Genomic DNA, 16,571 nt, shown 5'->3' with positions numbered 1-16,571 from the left:
ATTAAGACTGTTGCAAAAATCTGATTGAATTGGCTACATGTTGATTTAAAATAAATAAACGAGCAATTTAAAGATTTTTAGTTAATTAGGGCTACCATCTTTATCCATTTATGCGTAAAAGCATAGGTGAAGTAACTTTTTTCAAGGTATGATATATGTCGTATGATAGTTTTATTGCTGAAGTGAATGCAGAATTTCGTCAGGAAAAGGCGCTTGCTTTTTGGAGACGGTATGGTTTTTCAATTATTGGAGCAGCTATTCTTTTTATATTCATGATAGTTGCTTATCAAGTTTATCATCATACACAAATAAAGAAAGCTGGTTATATTGGTGATGCATTTGTAAAGAGTCTTGATCTTGCGGATACACGTGATTTTGATAAAGCGATAAAGCAATTAGAAACTGTTAAAACCTCTCATTTTGGGGGGTATCCTTTTCTTGCTCGTTTACGTGAGGCTTCTTTACTCATGGAGAAAGGTGATATTATTAAGTCAGTGGAGATCTTTGATTCTGTTGCAGCGGATGAGAAAGCACCGCAGATTTTGCAGAAAGTTGCAAAAATTCGGGCGGCTTATATTCTGGTTGATACAGGGACATTAACTGATGTTGAAAAGCGCATCAAAGATATGGCAAGTGATACCGATCCTATGCGTATGTCTGCAAGAGAAGCTTTAGGCTTAGCTGCTTATAAGGCGGATAAAATGGATGAGGCGGTTTATTATTTTAAGAAAATTTCTGAAGAAGGTTCTTTGGGTTTAAAAATAACAGATCGGGCTCGAATGATGCTTGAGCTTATACAAGCAGAGGGCAAGGCAAATAAGGAATAAATCGATGAGCCTTACCATTGCTATCGTTGGTCGTCCCAATGTTGGGAAGTCAACACTATTTAATCGTTTGGTTGGGCAAAAATTGGCTTTGGTTGATGATAAGCCTGGTGTAACACGTGATCGGCGTATTCATGCGGCAAAACTTCAAGATCTATGTTTTGATGTGATTGATACCGCTGGGCTGGAAGAAGCAGGTGATCATACACTTGAGGGGCGTATGCGTTCTCATACAAAAGTTGCAATTGATGAAGCGGATCTTATTTTATTTGTATTTGATGCAAAGAGCGGAATAACACCAAGTGATTTAAATTTTTCTTCATTGGTTCGCAAATCAGGAAAGCCAATTGTGCTTGTTGCCAATAAGTCTGAGTCAAGAGCGGCAACAGGAGGAGAGTATGAGGCGTGGTCATTAGGTTTGGGGGAGCCGTGCCCAATATCGGCTGAACATGGTTTGGGACTTAGTGATCTGCGTGATGCAATTATAGATGCTGTTGGGTCAGAGCATGCTTTTGGCAACAACAAAGAAGAAGATAGAATGATACAACCTGCATCTGTTGGTGATGATGTAAAGGATTTGGAAGAAGAGGAGCTTATTTACGATGAAAGTAAGCCCATTAGGATTGCAATTGCGGGGCGTCCCAATACAGGAAAATCCACTCTTATCAATAGTATGTTGAAACAAGAGCGATTGTTAACAGGACCAGAAGCAGGACTCACGCGTGATTCTATTTCTGTAGATTGGGAATGGCGTGGTCGTCATATTAAACTTTTTGATACTGCAGGTTTACGTCGAAAATCGAGAATTCAAGAAAAATTAGAAAAACTATCTGTTGCAGATACTTTACGTGCTATTCGTTTTGCAGAAGTGGTGGTCATTGTTTTTGATGCAACGATACCTTTTGAAAAGCAGGATTTACAAATTGCTGATCTTGTGATTCGTGAAGGGCGTGTTCCAGTTATTGCTTTCAATAAGTGGGACCTTATTGAAAACAGTCAGACCACATTGATTGATTTGCATGAAAAAGGTGCGCGATTTCTTCCTCAAGTTCGTGGTTTGAGAGCTGTTCCTTTATCAGGACAATATGGTCAAGGGATTGATAAACTGATGGAAAATGTCATGATGATGCACCGTGTATGGAATCGTCGCATTTCGACGGCTAAATTGAACCAATGGCTTGGAACTGTTGTGGCACATCATCCACCTCCTGCGGTTTCTGGACGTCGACTTAAGGTTAAATACATCACACAGGTTAAGACACGTCCTCCTGGATTTATGATTTCCTGCTCGCGCCCCAAAAGTATGCCCAAGTCGTATTTGCGTTATCTTGTCAATGGGTTACGTGAAACATTTGATATGTCTGGTATACCCGTTCGCATATCATTACGAGCTTCTGATAATCCTTTTGCGACACGTTCCAAGAAGAAATGATAACTCTTTAATTTTTTAAGTGAATGAAATCTATACTTAAGAATCTTAAAAATAAGTTTTTTAATGATCTTTCTTTTCATAAAAGAAAAAGTTTTATTTGCTAAAGTTTTAATTTTATTGATAATCATTTATCATGAGCGCTATTGAATAGAGCTCTCTCATCTTGATAAAGATCATTTATTTGCATGTCATGAGAAGAGTTTAATAGGGAGTATTTAAGAAAGAGTACATAATCCTCTTAATGGGTTATTTAAGTGCAAGAATAGATGCAATATGAGGGTAGGGGAATATAATTATGATGCTTGTTTGAAAAGCAGCATTAGATTATCGTTTCATAAAAATAAAGCTTATGAATAAGCGCTTTTGCTTGTTTGTCTGAATAAAAAGCAAAAATATTTGCTGAATCCACAGATATTCAATTGTAAGGAGCGAAGTTTATAAAAGTAGATTAAAATTGTATAAAGTGGTATGGTAATCATATTTAAATTTTATTGTGTTCTATTGGCTTAATCTATTTGAAATTTTTGATTTATTAATATCTTGTATTTAAAGGAGCTTCTCTTAATACCCTCAAGCTCATTTCGTGATGAGGCTTGTAATGGTGTATATAAAATACTTTGCGAATAGGATCATACAGAAACCATTGATTATTATCATTTTCATAAAATGAAAAGTGCAAGTTTATTCGAATAAAAGGAGAAAACCAACGTTCTCATACTGTTTTTAGTTTTCTATGTTCTCTTTCAAAACTAGGACTGATATAACATTGGGAGCCGGAAAATAAGATGGTATTAGTTTACACCTTTCGTTAAGCGTAAAATGGTTGTTCTATAAGTTTTATATTATTCACGGGAACTTTTCATTATACATTCACGGGTGCTGTCGTGAAATCGGTTTAGGTGCTTAGAATATCTTTTTAAGAAAGCATGTAAATTGAAAAATACGTTATTTCTGCAATGAAATTTATACGATAACTTGTGATAGATTTCTTTTAGTATCTTGACGAATAAATTCGGGAACAATATGATACACACGGTTTTATGAAATGTATTCTTACGTTGCTTTTTAATTAAGGAGCCAATGATGGCGATGGGCGAGAAACCCGTTATGAGCCGTAAGGAGGCTGAAGAGAAAAAGCAAGGAGAGTGTCTTCATTCAGAGGATTTGGAATGTCGTAGTAGGAACTTAAGCGTAGCTTTAGTGCGCAAGCAAGCATTAAAGAAGTGGGAGTATAAGAGTAAGCGGGAAAAATCACAAGGAAGGATGGCAGGTGCAATTAAGCTTTCCAATGAGTTTCTGGCAAGTATTATAGTTGGTATTGTTTTGGGGTTGGGGTTTGATAAGTTAGCAAGTTCATGGCCTTGGGGATTGGTATTTTTTCTCTTCTTTGGATTTGCTGCGGGTGTATTGAGTATTCTTCGGTCTGTGGGGTATGTTTCCTCCAGTCAATTAGGAAAAAAAGGCGTATTGCGCCAAGATAAACAAGATAAAGGGGCCAATGAGAGGTCCGATAAATGAGGTTGAAGTGACAGCACACGCTCCAGATCCTATTCATCAGTTTGAGGTTTCAAGGCTGATTAAGATTTCCATAGGAAATATGGATTTATCGTTTACAAATGTATCATTGTTTACAGTCCTCACGGTTGTTGTAACTTCTATTTTTCTCTTTATTTCATCATCGAGTCGTGGATTGGTTCCAACGCGGATGCAGTCTCTTTCGGAAATGGCATATGAATTTGTAGCATCGACTCTGCGGGAATCATCTGGTGTGCAGGGAATGCAGTTTTTCCCTTTAGTTTTTTCTCTGTTTACTTTTATTTTGGTTGCTAACTTTATTGGTCTCTTTCCTTATTTTTATACGGTTACGTCTCAAATCATGATCACGTTTTCGTTAGCAATGGTGGTAATCTTGACGGTGATTGGTTATGGCTTTTATAAGCATGGGGTCAGTTTTTTGAAACTGTTCGTTCCCAGTGGAGTTCCTGTTGTGGTTTTACCTCTGGTGACAATGATTGAGGTTATTTCTTTTCTCTCCCGTCCAATTAGTCTTTCTCTTCGTCTTTTTGCGAATATGCTTGCTGGTCATATTACGCTTAAAGTGTTTTCTGGGTTTGTTGTTTCAATGATTGGGGTAGGACTCGTAGGTGTGGGTGGTTCGATTTTACCGCTTATTATGACTGTAGCAATTACTGCTCTTGAGTTTTTGGTCGCATTTCTTCAGGCTTACGTCTTTACGGTTTTAACTTGTATGTATCTTAATGATGCAATTCATCCAGGACATTAATAGAACTGGCGGTTTTCCGTCGAATAATGCAATTTCGCTTTAAAGGAGAATAACATGGAAATGGTGCTTGCAGCAAAATATATTGGTGCTGGTCTTGCTTGCTTTGGTATGGCTGGAACAGCTTTAGGACTTGGTAATATTTTTGGTAGCTATCTTTCTGGTGCATTACGAAATCCATCAGCAGCAGATAGTCAGTTTGGACGTCTCGTCTTTGGTTTTGCTGTAACAGAAGCTTTGGGAATTTTTTCATTGCTCATTGCTTTATTACTTCTTTTTGGGGTTTAATCATCATCAAAAGGGTATATCTGTTCTTGCATGAGGAAAGATTTACCCTTTTAGGCTCTTAACCAGAGAGATGTTAGTCAGTTATCATCGGTTATAGAGGGCTTTAATAAGCTATTTAAGGGATGAAAGAAGATGTTTGTTTCAAGCGCTTATGCACAGAACACTGAAACGTCGATAGAACATATTAAAAAAGTGGCAGAGCATGCAAATCGTGTGTTTCCGCCTTTTGATTTTGTGCATTTTGGTTCGCATTTTTTCTGGTTGGCAATTTCTTTCGTACTTTTTTATCTTTTTATCTCCCGTGTAATTGTACCACGTATTGGCGGTGTTATTGAAACACGGCGAGATCGAATAGCATCTGATTTAGATCAGGCAATGCGCATGAAGCAAGAAGCAGACATTGTTGTTGAAACTTATGAGCGGAAATTAGCGGAAGCGCGTTTGAACGCGCAGGCTATAGCGCAGGTAGCTAGTGAAGAATTAAAAGAAAAGGCAGAGCTTGAACGGAAAGAAATTGAAGAGAGTCTAGAGAAAAAACTCGCAGATGCTGAAAAACAGATAACAAAAATTCGGGATAAAGCGATGCAAAATGTTGGTTCTATCGCTGAAGAAGTAGCTCTTGAAATTGTGAAAAAATTGATTGACGTTGATATCAGCAAAGAGGCTGTTCGTTCAGTTGTTAAAACTGCGGATTATGGAGGAAGACAAAGATGACTGATACTTTTTGGGCATTTGTTGGGTTAGTTCTTTTTTTGGCTCTTTTAGTCTATTTCCAAATTCCACAGAGGGTTATACACCATCTTGATGCACGCGCGAAACGTATCAAAGATGAACTGGATGAGGCGCTGCGTCTTCGTGAAGAGGCACAGGAAATATTGGCTGAATATCAACGCAAACATGCAGAAGCAGAAAAAGATGCGCAAGAAATTATTGCAGCAGCAAAGCATGAAGTTGAATCTGTTATTGCTGAGGCCCGTGCAAAAGCAGAAGAATATGTAAAAAACCGCAATAAATTGGCAGAACAAAAAATTGCCCAAGCAGAAGCCGATGCAATACGCATGGTTTCTTCATCGGCGATTGATTTGGCAATTTCTACAGCACGTACCCTTATTGCAAGGGAAATAGATTCTAACAAGGCTGATGAACTTATCAAAGAGTCTCTTGAGAAAGAATCATTTATCAAAATGAAAACATATCTTAATTAATGATATTTGAGAGATAAAGAACACTCTCTTTGGTTGCATAATTTTCTCAATATTAATTAATAAAAGTCATAAAAAAGAAAAAATTATCTTCATTGTTTTTATCAGTTAATAGGGTATTTTGATTTTAAATGACAAGTTTTGAGAAGTCTGCAACCGATTGTGTCACAATGTAAGTGCGTTTGAGAAGAGCAAGACGGTTAGCACGAATATCAGGTTTTTTATCATTCACCAATACTTTTTCAAAAAATATATCAATCAATTTTCCAAGTGGCGCTAGCACACTGAGGGCAAATGATAAATTTGTTGCATTGATGGGGGCAAGAACCTTTCTTTCTACTTCACAGATTGCATGATAGAGCTGCTTTTCTTCTTTCTCGACAAAGAGCTCAGGATTAATTTCATTCGCTATTGTTGTGCTTTTTTGAAATTCATTTTCAAGAATATTGGCAGTACGTTTTACAGAGGCTACAAAGTTCATTCCATCATAGGTATTGATAAAAGCGATAAGCGATTCGACACGACGTGCAACCAATAAAAAATCATCAGAATCTTTATTTAAAACGGCTTCAAGGGCATCGTAACGAGCACCTTCCTCTTTTAGATAGATTTTCAAACGGTCATGAAAAAAGAATAACAGGTCTGATAAAATATATTCATTTTTTTCTGGAAGCAGATTCATCAATTGTGAATTTTCTCTTTGAGAGATTTCATATTTATTTTTTTGTTGTAAGAAAAGATTCATTGCTAACTGAAACAGTGGCATAAGATTGATTTTCCAATCTCGCGAAAGTACAAGCCTAATAATTCCCAATGCTGCTCGTCTTAACGCATAGGGATCTTTTGAGCCCGTTGGTTTTTCATTAATGAGCCAAAAGCCAACGAGCATGTCAATTTTGTCGGAGAGCATAACGGTTATAGCAAGTGGTTCTTGTGGAAGACGATCTGTTGGTCCTTGAGGTTTATAATGGTCTTCGATTGCTACAGCTATGCGAGGATCTTCCCCTTGAAGAAGGGCGTATTTTTTCCCCATAACACCTTGTAGTTCAGGAAATTCTCCGACAATTTCTGTTTGCAAATCAGCTTTTGCAAGGATGGCTGCACGTTTTGCTAAAAGAGGATCTGTTTGTATCAAAGGGGCAATTTCTTGTGCGAGTGTAGCAATGCGTTCTACCCTTGCTCCTTGTGTACCTAATTTAGCATGAAAAGTTACATTCAAATGATCAAGTCGTGCCATTCTTTGATCGAGAGGCTTTTTTATATCAAGTTGAAATTTTTTTATAGAAGATTCCAATTGTTGAAGATCAGGCAAATCACGCTGATCGGTTTGCCAAAAATGAAGTGCATCAGAAAGACGGGCACGGACAACCTTACTATTTCCTTTCGAAATTTCTTTGCCTTCATCATTTGCAAGAATATTAGAAACGAGAATAAAATGATGAGAAAGTTTTACTTTTTCTCCTTGTTTGCGGGTGACAAAACATTTTTGATTGGCTCGAATGGTCAAGCGAATAATTTCTGGAGGAATATCAAGGAATGATTGGTCAAAATCACCCATCAAGATAACAGGCCATTCAACAAGACCAGCAACTTCTTCTAGGAGGGGATTGTCTTGAACCAGTTCTAAACCGTTTGCAAAGCAGAGATTTTGGGCATCAGCTAAAATAATATTCTTTCGTCTTTCGGCATCCAGAATGACTTTATGGGTTTCAAGTTGAGTAACATAGTCATCAAAGCGGCGCACTTGAAATGGCTTTCCATCACTTAAGAAACGATGACCATAAGTTAAATTATTGCTTTTAAGAGAACCAATTGTAAACGGAATAACATGTGTTTCACCAATTTCTGGTCCGAAGATGCAAAGAATGTTTTGTAAAGGTCTAATCCACTTCAGAGTACCACTTTGTGCTGAATCTTTTCCCCAACGCATAGATTTCGGCCACGGAAAGTTGCGGATAATATCCGGTAAAATATCGGCAATAATTTCTTCTGCAGCTCGACCTTTTTTAACAATTTTAGCAATATAAAAATGACCTTTTTTATCATCATGTCCAATATGCGCTTCAGAAATATCGTTTAATCCTGTTGCACGTAGAAAACCATCAATTACATGCTGTGGTGATTTTATACTGGGACCTTTGCGTTCTTCATGGATATCTTTGGAGCGTATGGAAAGTCCGCGTATGTCCAATGTGAGCCGACAAGGTGTCCAATATTCACGAGCAGCTTCATAGATCAATCCAGCATTCACAAGTTGATCTGTAACAGATTTTTTAAGATCAGCAGCAGCTTTTCGTTGCATACGTGCAGGGATTTCTTCACTGAAAAGTTCAAGAAGAAGATCAGACATTAGGCTTCTCCAGTATATATTTGTCCAGCTTCTGTGAGTAAGAAGGCTTCCCCACAACGGCGGGCGAGATTACGAACGCGAAGAATGTAATTTTGTCGTTCGGTTACAGAAATAACGCCACGTGCTTGCAAAAGATTAAAGATATGGCTTGCTTTAATACATTGATCATAGGCAGGAAAAACACAGCGATGGAATACATTTTCTTTATTTGGTTTTCCAGCATCAAGAAGTGCGCTGCATTCGCGTTCTGCATCGATAAAGTGCTGATGGAGCAGTTTTGTATCAGCAAATTCGAAGTTATAATATGAGTATTCCTGTTCTGCCTGTAAAAAAATATCTCTATAACTTATTTTGTTTTCTCCCTCCAAACCATTAAAGTTAAGGTCATAGACGTTATCAACCCCTTGGATATACATCGCTAGACGCTCAAGACCGTATGTGAGTTCCCCTGAAACAGGAGCGCATTCAATGCCGCACACTTGTTGAAAATAAGTAAATTGAGAGACTTCCATTCCATCGCACCAACATTCCCATCCAAGCCCCCAAGCACCAAGAGTGGGACTTTCCCAATCATCTTCAACAAAGCGAATATCATGCAGTTTTGTATCAAGCCCGATAGCTTGTAGCGACTTTATATAAAGTTCTTGTAGATTGAGCGGAGAGGGTTTGAGAAGCACTTGGAATTGATAATAGTGTTGTAAACGATTTGGATTCTTACCATATCGGCCATCTGTTGGACGTCGAGAGGGTTGGACATAAGCAACTTTCCAAGGGCGTGGTCCTAGAGAGCGTAATGTTGTTGCTGGATGAAAAGTCCCAGCTCCGACTTCCATATCGTAAGGTTGCAAAATTGCACATCCATAGTGTGCCCAATAATTTTGCAAAGTTAAGATTAGTCCCTGAAAAGAACGTTTGGGGTTAAGATGTTCAGGTAGTTTCACGCTTTATACTCTTTATATTGGACTAAACAAAAAACCAAAGTAATTTTAGTTTCTCTATTTATTATTCATGTGGTTTATGGTTAAGCATCGTTTATTGCAAACCAAATTTCAACTTTTCTTGAATTTGTTCAGAATTTTCTGGTTTTCCGTCAATTGCATGGTTCCATTGAAAGATTGCTTCACGTTTACGCCCAACTTTCCAATAGGCATCCCCTAAATGATCATTCAGTGTTGGGTCCTCAGGTTGTAATCTGACAGCATTTTCTAATATTTGCACTGCTTTATTATATTCTTTTAGTTTATAATAAGCCCACCCTAAAGAATCGAGAATATGGCTGTTGTGAGCTTGTAAAGCAGAGGCTTTTTGTAGCATACGGAGCGATTCTTCAAGCTTCTCACCACGTTCCACAAGGGAATAGGCTAAATAATTAAGAACCTGCGGTTGATTTGGGAAAAATTCAAGTGATTTTCGCAAGTCAAGTTCTGCTTTTGACCATTGCTTTAAACGTTCAAAAGCAATACCACGCTGATAAAAGAGTTTCCAATCGTCCTGCTGAAAGTTTTTTATCTTTGTAATAGCGTAGTCTAGAGTTTTAATGGCCTCAAGAAATTTATTGTCCTGCATATAAAAAGCAACGAGCGTTATCAAAATATTACGATCATTGGGAAATTTTTTATTTAACAATGTGAGTAATTTTATTGCTTCTTTGTAATTGTTGTTATTGGCAAGAAGGAATGCAAGATGAAGTTGTCCATCTTTATAATAAGGAGATTTAGGGGATAAAGCGCGATAAAGTTTAATTGCTTGATGTGGATCGTTCAATTTAGCAGAAATGTGTGCGAGCTGAAACAGTGTTGCGTCATTTTGAGGGTATAAGGCGAAAGATAATTGCTTAAAAATACGTGCAATTCGCCCTGAGTTTTTGTAGTTGAGGGCTGTTCCAAAATTATATAATACCTCGGCTGCTCCTTGTTGAGGTGTTTTAATAACTCTCTCTAAGAAAGAATTTTTTTCAATTTTTTCTCGAAAGTTTTTAAGGACTTCTCGATCTGACAACATTTGTTCGCCATGCTGGATTGTTTGAAGAGCTTGGTTGCGCATATTATGGCGCAATTGGAATGAGGCATAGGCTATGATAATACGCTCATAAGTATTAGGAGCGATAAGAGTTCCCTGTTTGTTATTCAGTGCTTTAATGAAATATTTTTTTGCATCCTTTGGCTGTTCTGCAAGGTCGCTCATAAGTGCTAGATGATAAGATATAAAAAGGTCATACCAGACAGGACCTTTGAGTTTCTTAAGATCAGTGATTGCTTGAGATTTTTGTCCAGATCCAAATTTAATCCAAGCACCGATGAGTTCAGGTATTGGATTATTGGATTTCGGAGGTTCTTTTGATTGTAGAAGAAAATTGGCATTCTTATAGTCTTTTTTGATGAGACTTTCTACTGACAAAGTTAAGGAAACAAAGGGAGTTATAACATCTTGCTCTTTGAGTTTTTGGGCTTGTTGGACAGCTTCTTTAAAGTTTCCGACCGAGAGCATAGCTTCAAGGAGCTCTTTTTGTGTTTCAATGTTATCAGGTTGATAAATGAGTGCTTGTTTAAAGTAATTGATAGCAAGTTCTGTTTTATTTTCATGATTTGCAACCCTTCCAGCTAAATAAGCACCTGTAAATGAGCTTGTATGAATTGCGGTGCTTATTTTACTGTAGGTGGGGAATGGCATCAGCATGATACCCACGATAAAGAGGGTAAAAATTCGGGATACCGTTGCAGAGCACATGGAGCTAATCCTTTTCAAGATAATCAATCGATGGTGTTGTTTATAGATCATATCTCATTACTTTATTGAGAAATACTGCGATTCTTGCAAAGAATTCAGTTTACGCGCGCAATACAAAATTCAACAGTCTCAACGAGAGCATTGTAAGCAAGATTTTCGTTCATGGGAACAAGAGCATCAATTGCATGTTTTCCGTAGATGCGTGCTTGTTCTATTGTATCTGTGATACTATCATACTTTTCTATTAAGTGTTGCGCGTATGCGAAGGCTTCATTATTGTTATTGCCATCTTCAAGTGCTTGTTTCCAGAAATTTTTTTCTACTATATTTCCACGTTCATATGCGATAATAACAGGCATTGTTATTTTTCCTTCTCTAAAATCATCCCCTATATTTTTTCCTAAGCTTTGAGCACTACCGCTATAGTCAAGTGCATCATCAATCAATTGGAAAGCTAAACCTAAAGATGTTCCATATTCACGTAATGAAGAACGCTCTTTATGTCCATAGCCAGCAACAATCGGTCCTACTTCAGCGGCTGCTGAAAAAAGTGCGGCTGTTTTGGCATTGATGATTTTGAGATAGTCTGAAGGGCTGGTTTTGATATTTTTTGCAGCAGAAAGTTGCATGACTTCTCCTTCAGCAATAATTGCAGCAGCGTTCGCTAGGACAGAGAGCGCTTCTATGGAACCGACATCGACCATCATTTTAAAAGCCTGACCCAACAGGAAATCACCAACAAGTACGCTTGCTTGATTCCCCCAAATCATCCGTGCCGTGGATTTTCCACGTCGCAAATTACTTTCATCAATCACATCATCGTGTAGTAATGTTGCTGTATGCATAAATTCAACAGCTGTTGCGAGTTTTATATGTCCGTCACTTTGATAACCGAACATATGAGCAGAAGCGAGCGTAATCATTGGGCGTAATCGCTTTCCACCTGATGAAATAAGATGGTTAGAAATTTCAGGGATCATCTCAACCTCTGATTTTGCCATAGAGAGAATAAATTGATTTACACGCTCCATATCTTTTTGAGTAAGATTGACAAGAGATTGAAGAGAAATTTGATTATTTCTTATTTGTTCTGGTTTGATAGCTGCGCTCAATGTGTTTACTCCTAGAGTATTGCAATGGACATATATAAAATTTACTTTATTTACTAGCATAAAGGGGGTTTGGTTTTGACTCAAGCTTTTGATGGCGCTTTGAAGTGTAAGCTTGGAATGTTATTGGCAAGAAATGTTCTTTAGCGAGTGTAATCTTGTTGTTATGAAATAATAAAAAAATTTAAAATAGCAGCTGAATGGCAAAAATGCAGTTTATAAAGGTGAACATTAGGCTTTTAAATGGATAAAACAACGAATCAGAGTGGTGAAACAATTGACAGTTTTCACCGCGGAAAATTTTATTTGGTTCAACCCCATAAATATGGTCATCGTTCTGGAATGGATGCGATGTTATTGGCTAGTTTGGTTCCAAGTAATTTAAAGGGCAAGGTTGTTGATTTAGGCGCAGGTGCTGGAGCTGCAGGGTTGGCTGTTGCTTCGCGTTGTCTGAAAGTTCATGTTACCTTAGTTGAACGTTCAGCTTTTATGGTATCTTACGCTCAAAAAACGCTTATGCTAAAACAAAATAAACAATTTGCTAGCCGAATTTGTTTGCTAGAAGCAGATGTTACCTTCAAAGGGAATGCCCGTATAAAAGCAGGTTTGATAGATAATAGCTTTGATTTTGCGATTATGAATCCACCTTTTAATAATCCCACCGATCGTAAGACACCTGATAAACAAAAATCTGAAGCACATGTTATGTCTGAAGCAATGTTTGATAACTGGTTGCGGAGTGCAGCAGCTATTGTTAAGCCAGGTGGATACTTAGGGCTCATTGCACGTCCACAATCGCTGACAGATATCTTGCGTGCTTTAGAAGGGCGTTTTGGTGGTATTTGTATAATTCCTGTGCATGCCCGTGCGAAAACAGCAGCAATTCGTCTTTTATTTTACGCAAAACGAGGAAGCAGAGCAGCTTTATCTATTTTACCGGCATTGGTTATACATGAAGGTAATGACCATACTTTTTCACCTCGAGTTGATGCAATTAATAATGGATATATAAGCTTGTGGGAACTTTTCTAATAGTATCTTGTGTTTTTTAGTTTATTATTTAAAGTCTACACTTTGTCATTAGGGAGGTTTAGCTTTTGGGTGAAGTTATATTTCTGGTTGTAATGTGGGGATTGATTGGCGCTTTTGGATATTATAGCGTTGTTCCTTTTTGTTGTCCTTGCCTATTTAATTGTTCTTAATTTATAAGGAGATTTTGTTTTGATGGATTTTATTAAAAGTTTTATTCCACGCCGTTTTTCTTCCGATAAACTTGAAATTCCTGTGGTGCGCCTTCAAGGAGCAATTATGGATTCATCAGCATCTATATCTCGTACCCTTTCCCTCAGTAGGTGTGCAAATCTTTTAGAGAAGGCTTTCGCACACAAAAAGTCACCGGCTGTTGCACTTATTATTAATTCTCCTGGTGGTTCACCTGTACAATCGCGTTTTATCTTCAAGCGCATTCGTGACTTGGCAGAAGAAAAAAATAAAAAGGTTCTTGTGTTTATTGAAGATATTGCAGCATCTGGTGGTTATATGATTGCTTGTGCAGGGGATGAAATTTTTGCAGATCCTTCTTCAATTGTTGGTTCCATTGGAGTGGTTTCAGCTTCCTTTGGTTTTCCGGAACTTTTGAAGAAAATTGGTATCGAACGGCGTGTATACACAGCAGGAAAGAACAAAGTTACATTAGATCCATTTCAGCCAGAAAAAAAGGCGGATATTGAGCATTTGAAATCTCTCCAACTTGAAGTGCATCAAACTTTTATCGATTTGGTTAAAGAACGGCGTGCTGAAAAATTATCAGATGATTCGAATCTCTTTACAGGAATGTTTTGGAGTGGAAAACAAAGCGTTGAGCTTGGTCTGGTTGATGGATTGAATGATGTACGTTCTGTTATTAAGGAGCGCTTTGGTAATGATGCAAAACTTCGACTTATTATGCCTCCAAAAAGTTTTTTAGGACCTAAAACGCCTTCAGGAGTGACGGCACATACGGTTTATACAGTCGTTGATAGTGCATTGATGGCAGCAGAAGAGCGAGCGCTTTGGCAGCGTTATGGTTTGTGATGGAAAGGATCATTCAAGCCAGAGAGATTTTTATCTAAAAACAGATGCTAGAAGAAAAAAGGCTTGAAATGATATGAATGAGAACATGTCGTTTATTTTGTATGAGAACTCTTTATATTTATTGTTTTTTTAGAAAACGATTAAGAATATTCCAAGCTGTTTATAGGGCTCGTGCTAAAAGTATGGGTAAAAGGGGGGAATTTTTAAAAGAACCCTATGTAAGTGAATATTACGTCATATGATATCAAATGTACAAACTTCGTTCCAAAGACATTCCTATTTATTTACACCTATTAAATTGAATTTAGCTCTACATGTTGTGGGGCAACGTGCTGATGGGTATCATTTAATAGAAAGTTTGGTTTATTTTAGTCTTAGCGGTGATTGTCTACACTATGCACCTTGTGAAAATAATCAGTTTGTTTTGACGGGGCCGTTTGCAAAAGGGCTTGTTTCTCATTTAGACAATTTGGTTATTCGCGCACGGGACTTTATGCATAAGACTTTTCCGGAATGTGCTCAACCTGCTTTTTTTCGGCTTGTAAAAACATTACCTGTTGCTTCAGGCATTGGTGGTGGCTCAGGTGATGCAGCTGGGGTTATCAGCATGTTGCGTCGGCAGTGGAATCTTGATTGCTCTTACGAAGAATTAGCAAAAATGAGCTTAGTTCTTGGTGCTGATGTTCCCATGTGCCTTTGTGCATTAAAGTATCAGCAGCCGCTTTTGGTTAAAGGGATTGGTCAAGAGATGATACGACTAAAAGAAGCTTGTTCATTAGCAATGGTATTGGTTAATCATGGACAAGAGATTTCAACACAAGCTGTTTTTAAAGCGTTAGAGAAGCGTCATAATCCTTCTTTAAAAATTAATACAGACGCTTTAAAGAGTGTTGATTCATTAGTTGAAGTTTTACAAGAAACGCGTAATGATCTTTTTTCTCCTGCATTAAAAATAGCACCTCAGTTAGCTGAAGTGTTATCTATATTAGATGAATGTGGGGCTCTTTTTTCCCGTATGTCTGGAACGGGAGCAACTTGCTTTGGCATTTTTAAAAATAAACAAACGGCGCAACAAGCAGCTCTTTTTATCAAATCAATGCACCCAAATTGGTTTATAAAACCTATCATGACTTTAGGAACTATTTGATAAATAAATATAAAAGCTTTTATTTCATCATGATTTTATTATACATAATAAAAGAGGGTAACCAAAGAAATGTGTTTTTTTATTTTTTGTGCAAGAATTCGCGGAATGTTTGAAGAGCCATTTAAAACTGTAATGCTTGCAAAAAATGATCAGTCTACAGAAATAGATGTATGTTTGTTGTATTTGTGATTTATCAAAGATGTTTAATTTTCCGCTACAACCAAATTTTTCGTGCGAATTGTATTTGCAAAAACAGGGTTTTTTTCATATAGCAGGTGTTGATGAAGTAGGACGGGGGCCTCTCGCTGGACCTGTGGTAACAGCAGCAGTTATCTTGGATAAAGATCGTATTCCTAATGGGTTAAATGATTCAAAAAAACTTTCTTTTCTCCAACGAAATAGACTTTATCATGAAATTTTGCAAAGTGCATTAGCGGTTTCAGTTGCCAGTCTTTGTGCTCGTACAATTGATCAATCCAATATTAGAAAAGCAACTTTAGAAGCAATGCGTCGCTGTATTATAGGATTAGCCATTCCAGTCCACTATGTCCTTGTTGATGGGCGTGATATTCCTTCTGAGTTGTCCTGTCCTGCAATGGCGTTGATTAAGGGTGATCAGCGTTCGGTTTCCATTGCAGCCGCATCTATTATTGCAAAAGTAACGCGTGACCGGATGATGGAATGTGCAGGACAAGTTTATAAAGGGTATGGTTTAGAGAAGCATGTAGGTTATGCAACGCTAGCGCATCGTACAGCTCTTGATAAATATGGACCAGTTATAGGATTACATCGTTATAGTTTTGCACCACTAAAAGAGTGTAAAAAAGGCAATTAAAATCAATAATTTATTACAAGAGTAAGGGATTTTATAATCATTGATTCTGTTATGTTTTTTTGGGTGTCTATCCCTAACCTTTTTGAAGCTTTTTTATCACTTATTCCCATCCATTTTTTCCAGATATATAATCAGATATTTCTAACATGGGCTTGACTCTTATTGTTATTAACCGTATAGCAATGATATACGACAAGGGGCAGTATATGGCAATTGTGAGTTTTAAACATAAGGGCTTAAAATTATTTTATACAACAGGTTCCACAAAAGCTATTTGACCAGATCACGTAAAAAATTACGCGT

The 16,571-nt window shown here is 37.5% G+C and carries 15 protein-coding genes; 11 read left to right on the top strand and 4 right to left on the bottom strand.

The window, feature by feature from the left end; translation table 11 throughout:
• Positions 1-155 precede the first annotated feature (155 nt).
• From ACFIO5_RS05735 to ACFIO5_RS05705, 7 genes are all read left to right on the top strand, one after another.
• A complete protein-coding gene (locus ACFIO5_RS05735; RefSeq protein ID WP_375618447.1) occupies positions 156-827 on the top strand; it encodes a tetratricopeptide repeat protein in 672 nt (223 codons plus the stop codon).
• 4 nt (positions 828-831) lie between these two features.
• A complete protein-coding gene (der, locus tag ACFIO5_RS05730) occupies positions 832-2,256 on the top strand; it encodes a ribosome biogenesis GTPase Der (protein ID WP_375634699.1) in 1,425 nt (474 codons plus the stop codon).
• A gap of 1,083 nt (positions 2,257-3,339) precedes the next feature.
• The gene (locus ACFIO5_RS05725; RefSeq protein ID WP_375633550.1) at positions 3,340-3,774 is read left to right on the top strand and encodes an AtpZ/AtpI family protein; all 435 of its coding nucleotides are present in this window, start codon (positions 3,340-3,342) and stop codon (positions 3,772-3,774) included.
• Positions 3,775-3,781: 7 nt separating this feature from the next.
• Positions 3,782-4,540, top strand: coding sequence for a F0F1 ATP synthase subunit A (locus ACFIO5_RS05720; RefSeq protein WP_375623586.1), 759 nt, complete (start codon positions 3,782-3,784; stop codon positions 4,538-4,540).
• Positions 4,541-4,594: 54 nt separating this feature from the next.
• Complete coding sequence (locus ACFIO5_RS05715) at positions 4,595-4,825, top strand: F0F1 ATP synthase subunit C (protein WP_005773968.1); 231 nt, start codon at positions 4,595-4,597, stop codon at positions 4,823-4,825.
• A gap of 132 nt (positions 4,826-4,957) precedes the next feature.
• Positions 4,958-5,539: a F0F1 ATP synthase subunit B gene (locus tag ACFIO5_RS05710; RefSeq protein WP_375633551.1), complete on the top strand. Its 582-nt coding sequence runs from the start codon at positions 4,958-4,960 to the stop codon at positions 5,537-5,539.
• On the top strand, positions 5,536-6,030 hold the full coding sequence (locus ACFIO5_RS05705) for a F0F1 ATP synthase subunit B (protein ID WP_375612090.1): 495 nt from the start codon (positions 5,536-5,538) through the stop codon (positions 6,028-6,030). The genes ACFIO5_RS05710 and ACFIO5_RS05705 overlap by 4 nt, the downstream gene beginning before the upstream one ends.
• Before the next feature lie 124 nt (positions 6,031-6,154).
• Here ACFIO5_RS05705 and glyS read toward each other — a convergent pair whose 3' ends face one another.
• The 4 genes from glyS to ACFIO5_RS05685 all read right to left on the bottom strand — a co-directional run bounded on the left by glyS (position 6,155) and on the right by ACFIO5_RS05685 (position 12,276).
• On the bottom strand, positions 6,155-8,377 hold the full coding sequence (gene glyS, locus ACFIO5_RS05700; RefSeq protein WP_375634698.1) for a glycine--tRNA ligase subunit beta: 2,223 nt from the start codon (positions 8,375-8,377) through the stop codon (positions 6,155-6,157).
• A complete protein-coding gene (locus ACFIO5_RS05695; RefSeq protein WP_375606430.1) occupies positions 8,377-9,318 on the bottom strand; it encodes a glycine--tRNA ligase subunit alpha in 942 nt (313 codons plus the stop codon). The genes glyS and ACFIO5_RS05695 overlap by 1 nt, the downstream gene beginning before the upstream one ends.
• Positions 9,319-9,409: 91 nt before the next feature.
• Entirely contained in the window at positions 9,410-11,104 is a 1,695-nt protein-coding gene (locus ACFIO5_RS05690; RefSeq protein WP_375634697.1) for a tetratricopeptide repeat protein, read from the bottom strand.
• A 95-nt stretch (positions 11,105-11,199) separates the two neighbouring features.
• Positions 11,200-12,276 carry a polyprenyl synthetase family protein gene (locus ACFIO5_RS05685; RefSeq protein ID WP_273787893.1) on the bottom strand — a complete coding sequence of 359 codons (1,077 nt, stop codon included), beginning with the start codon at positions 12,274-12,276 and terminating at the stop codon, positions 11,200-11,202.
• Between the two features lie 180 nt (positions 12,277-12,456).
• Between ACFIO5_RS05685 and ACFIO5_RS05680 the strand changes: the two genes are divergently transcribed.
• The 4 genes from ACFIO5_RS05680 to rnhB all read left to right on the top strand — a co-directional run bounded on the left by ACFIO5_RS05680 (position 12,457) and on the right by rnhB (position 16,268).
• Positions 12,457-13,245, top strand: coding sequence for a tRNA1(Val) (adenine(37)-N6)-methyltransferase (locus ACFIO5_RS05680; protein WP_375633556.1), 789 nt, complete (start codon positions 12,457-12,459; stop codon positions 13,243-13,245).
• A gap of 192 nt (positions 13,246-13,437) precedes the next feature.
• Entirely contained in the window at positions 13,438-14,286 is an 849-nt protein-coding gene (locus tag ACFIO5_RS05675; RefSeq protein WP_012754808.1) for a S49 family peptidase, read from the top strand.
• 238 nt (positions 14,287-14,524) lie between these two features.
• Positions 14,525-15,433: a 4-(cytidine 5'-diphospho)-2-C-methyl-D-erythritol kinase gene (locus ACFIO5_RS05670; RefSeq protein ID WP_375634696.1), complete on the top strand. Its 909-nt coding sequence runs from the start codon at positions 14,525-14,527 to the stop codon at positions 15,431-15,433.
• A 166-nt stretch (positions 15,434-15,599) separates the two neighbouring features.
• Entirely contained in the window at positions 15,600-16,268 is a 669-nt protein-coding gene (rnhB, locus tag ACFIO5_RS05665; protein ID WP_375633558.1) for a ribonuclease HII, read from the top strand.
• Positions 16,269-16,571 lie beyond the last annotated feature (303 nt).

Source organism: Bartonella sp. AA86SXKL, assembly GCF_042196885.1.
This window is presented reverse-complemented; position numbering and strand designations above follow the sequence as displayed.